The organism is Oleiphilus sp. HI0132 (genome assembly GCF_001635845.1).
Window position 1 is genome coordinate 1 of record NZ_LWGJ01001840.1, and the last position, 952, is coordinate 952.

A 952-nucleotide genomic window follows, 5' to 3' on the forward strand; every position below is an offset into this window, starting at 1 on the left:
ACCCTCTGCCTACGTTCGATTGTTAAACACTATTCAATATCATTGCAACCACGATCACCTGTGGTACGGTTAGCAAAGGTAAATATAGTGCTGTCTTCCAAGACTTCATTGTGTCTTTTATTACCATCACTTCAGTGTAATCGGTCGCTACGCCTGTCATTAAAAATGCAAAGCTATTACCGGGGGCATTGGCTCGATTCATCAAGTCGGCCGCTATAGGGGTCGAGCCTTCGGAGCATACTTCAATGATTGTTGCTGCGATCAAGGTTGCTCCTAGACCAAGCAGCGTTGGCCCGAAGTAATTTTGGAAGTCCTCCAACGAAACGAAGCCTCTAATCGCTGACGCTAATAGAACACCAAATAACAACCAGCGGATCACCATTCTAGAACCGTTTAAGCCGCGCTTGCCGATATCAAGGGCTAGCGCTTGTGTCCATTCTACCGATGCAAATTTGGATTTAGCTTCACGCCAAAATTGAAAGTCTTCAGGCAAGTCATTCGCAACGCTATTTTGCGGAAGAGAGCCTTTCTGTTCTAGTCGATCAAACAACCAGCCGGTGGTAATTGCCAATACCATCGACAGGGCAATAAACAAGAGGGTCCATGGCAGCCCTATGAGTGCCACCATGATTATCGTCAGTGATAGTGAGTTCCAAGGGCTGGCAATAAGAAATGCCATGACTTGGCCGAGACTGGCACCTTTGCGCCTTAGCTCCATGCCGACCATTAGTATTCCGTGACTACATAAATCGAGTAGTACGCCTGCCAATGTCGCGCGCCACAGACCTTTGACGGTGCCTCCTTTTCCCAGAATCGAGATGATAAATTCCTGGGGTATACGACTTAACACACCGACAAAAGCAATGGCGAGCAGTATGCTCCACCACATAGTGTTTAGCAGTTCTTGAACGCTGTGGGCAATGACACCATACCAGTTGTCATGAGAGGGTTC

1 protein-coding gene is annotated in these 952 nt (G+C 47.6%); it reads right to left on the minus strand.

What is annotated here, in order from left to right:
- Positions 1-22: 22 nt before the first annotated feature.
- The coding region (locus tag A3766_RS27825; RefSeq protein ID WP_156509203.1) for a permease at positions 23-952 on the minus strand (930 nt) is incomplete at its 5' end.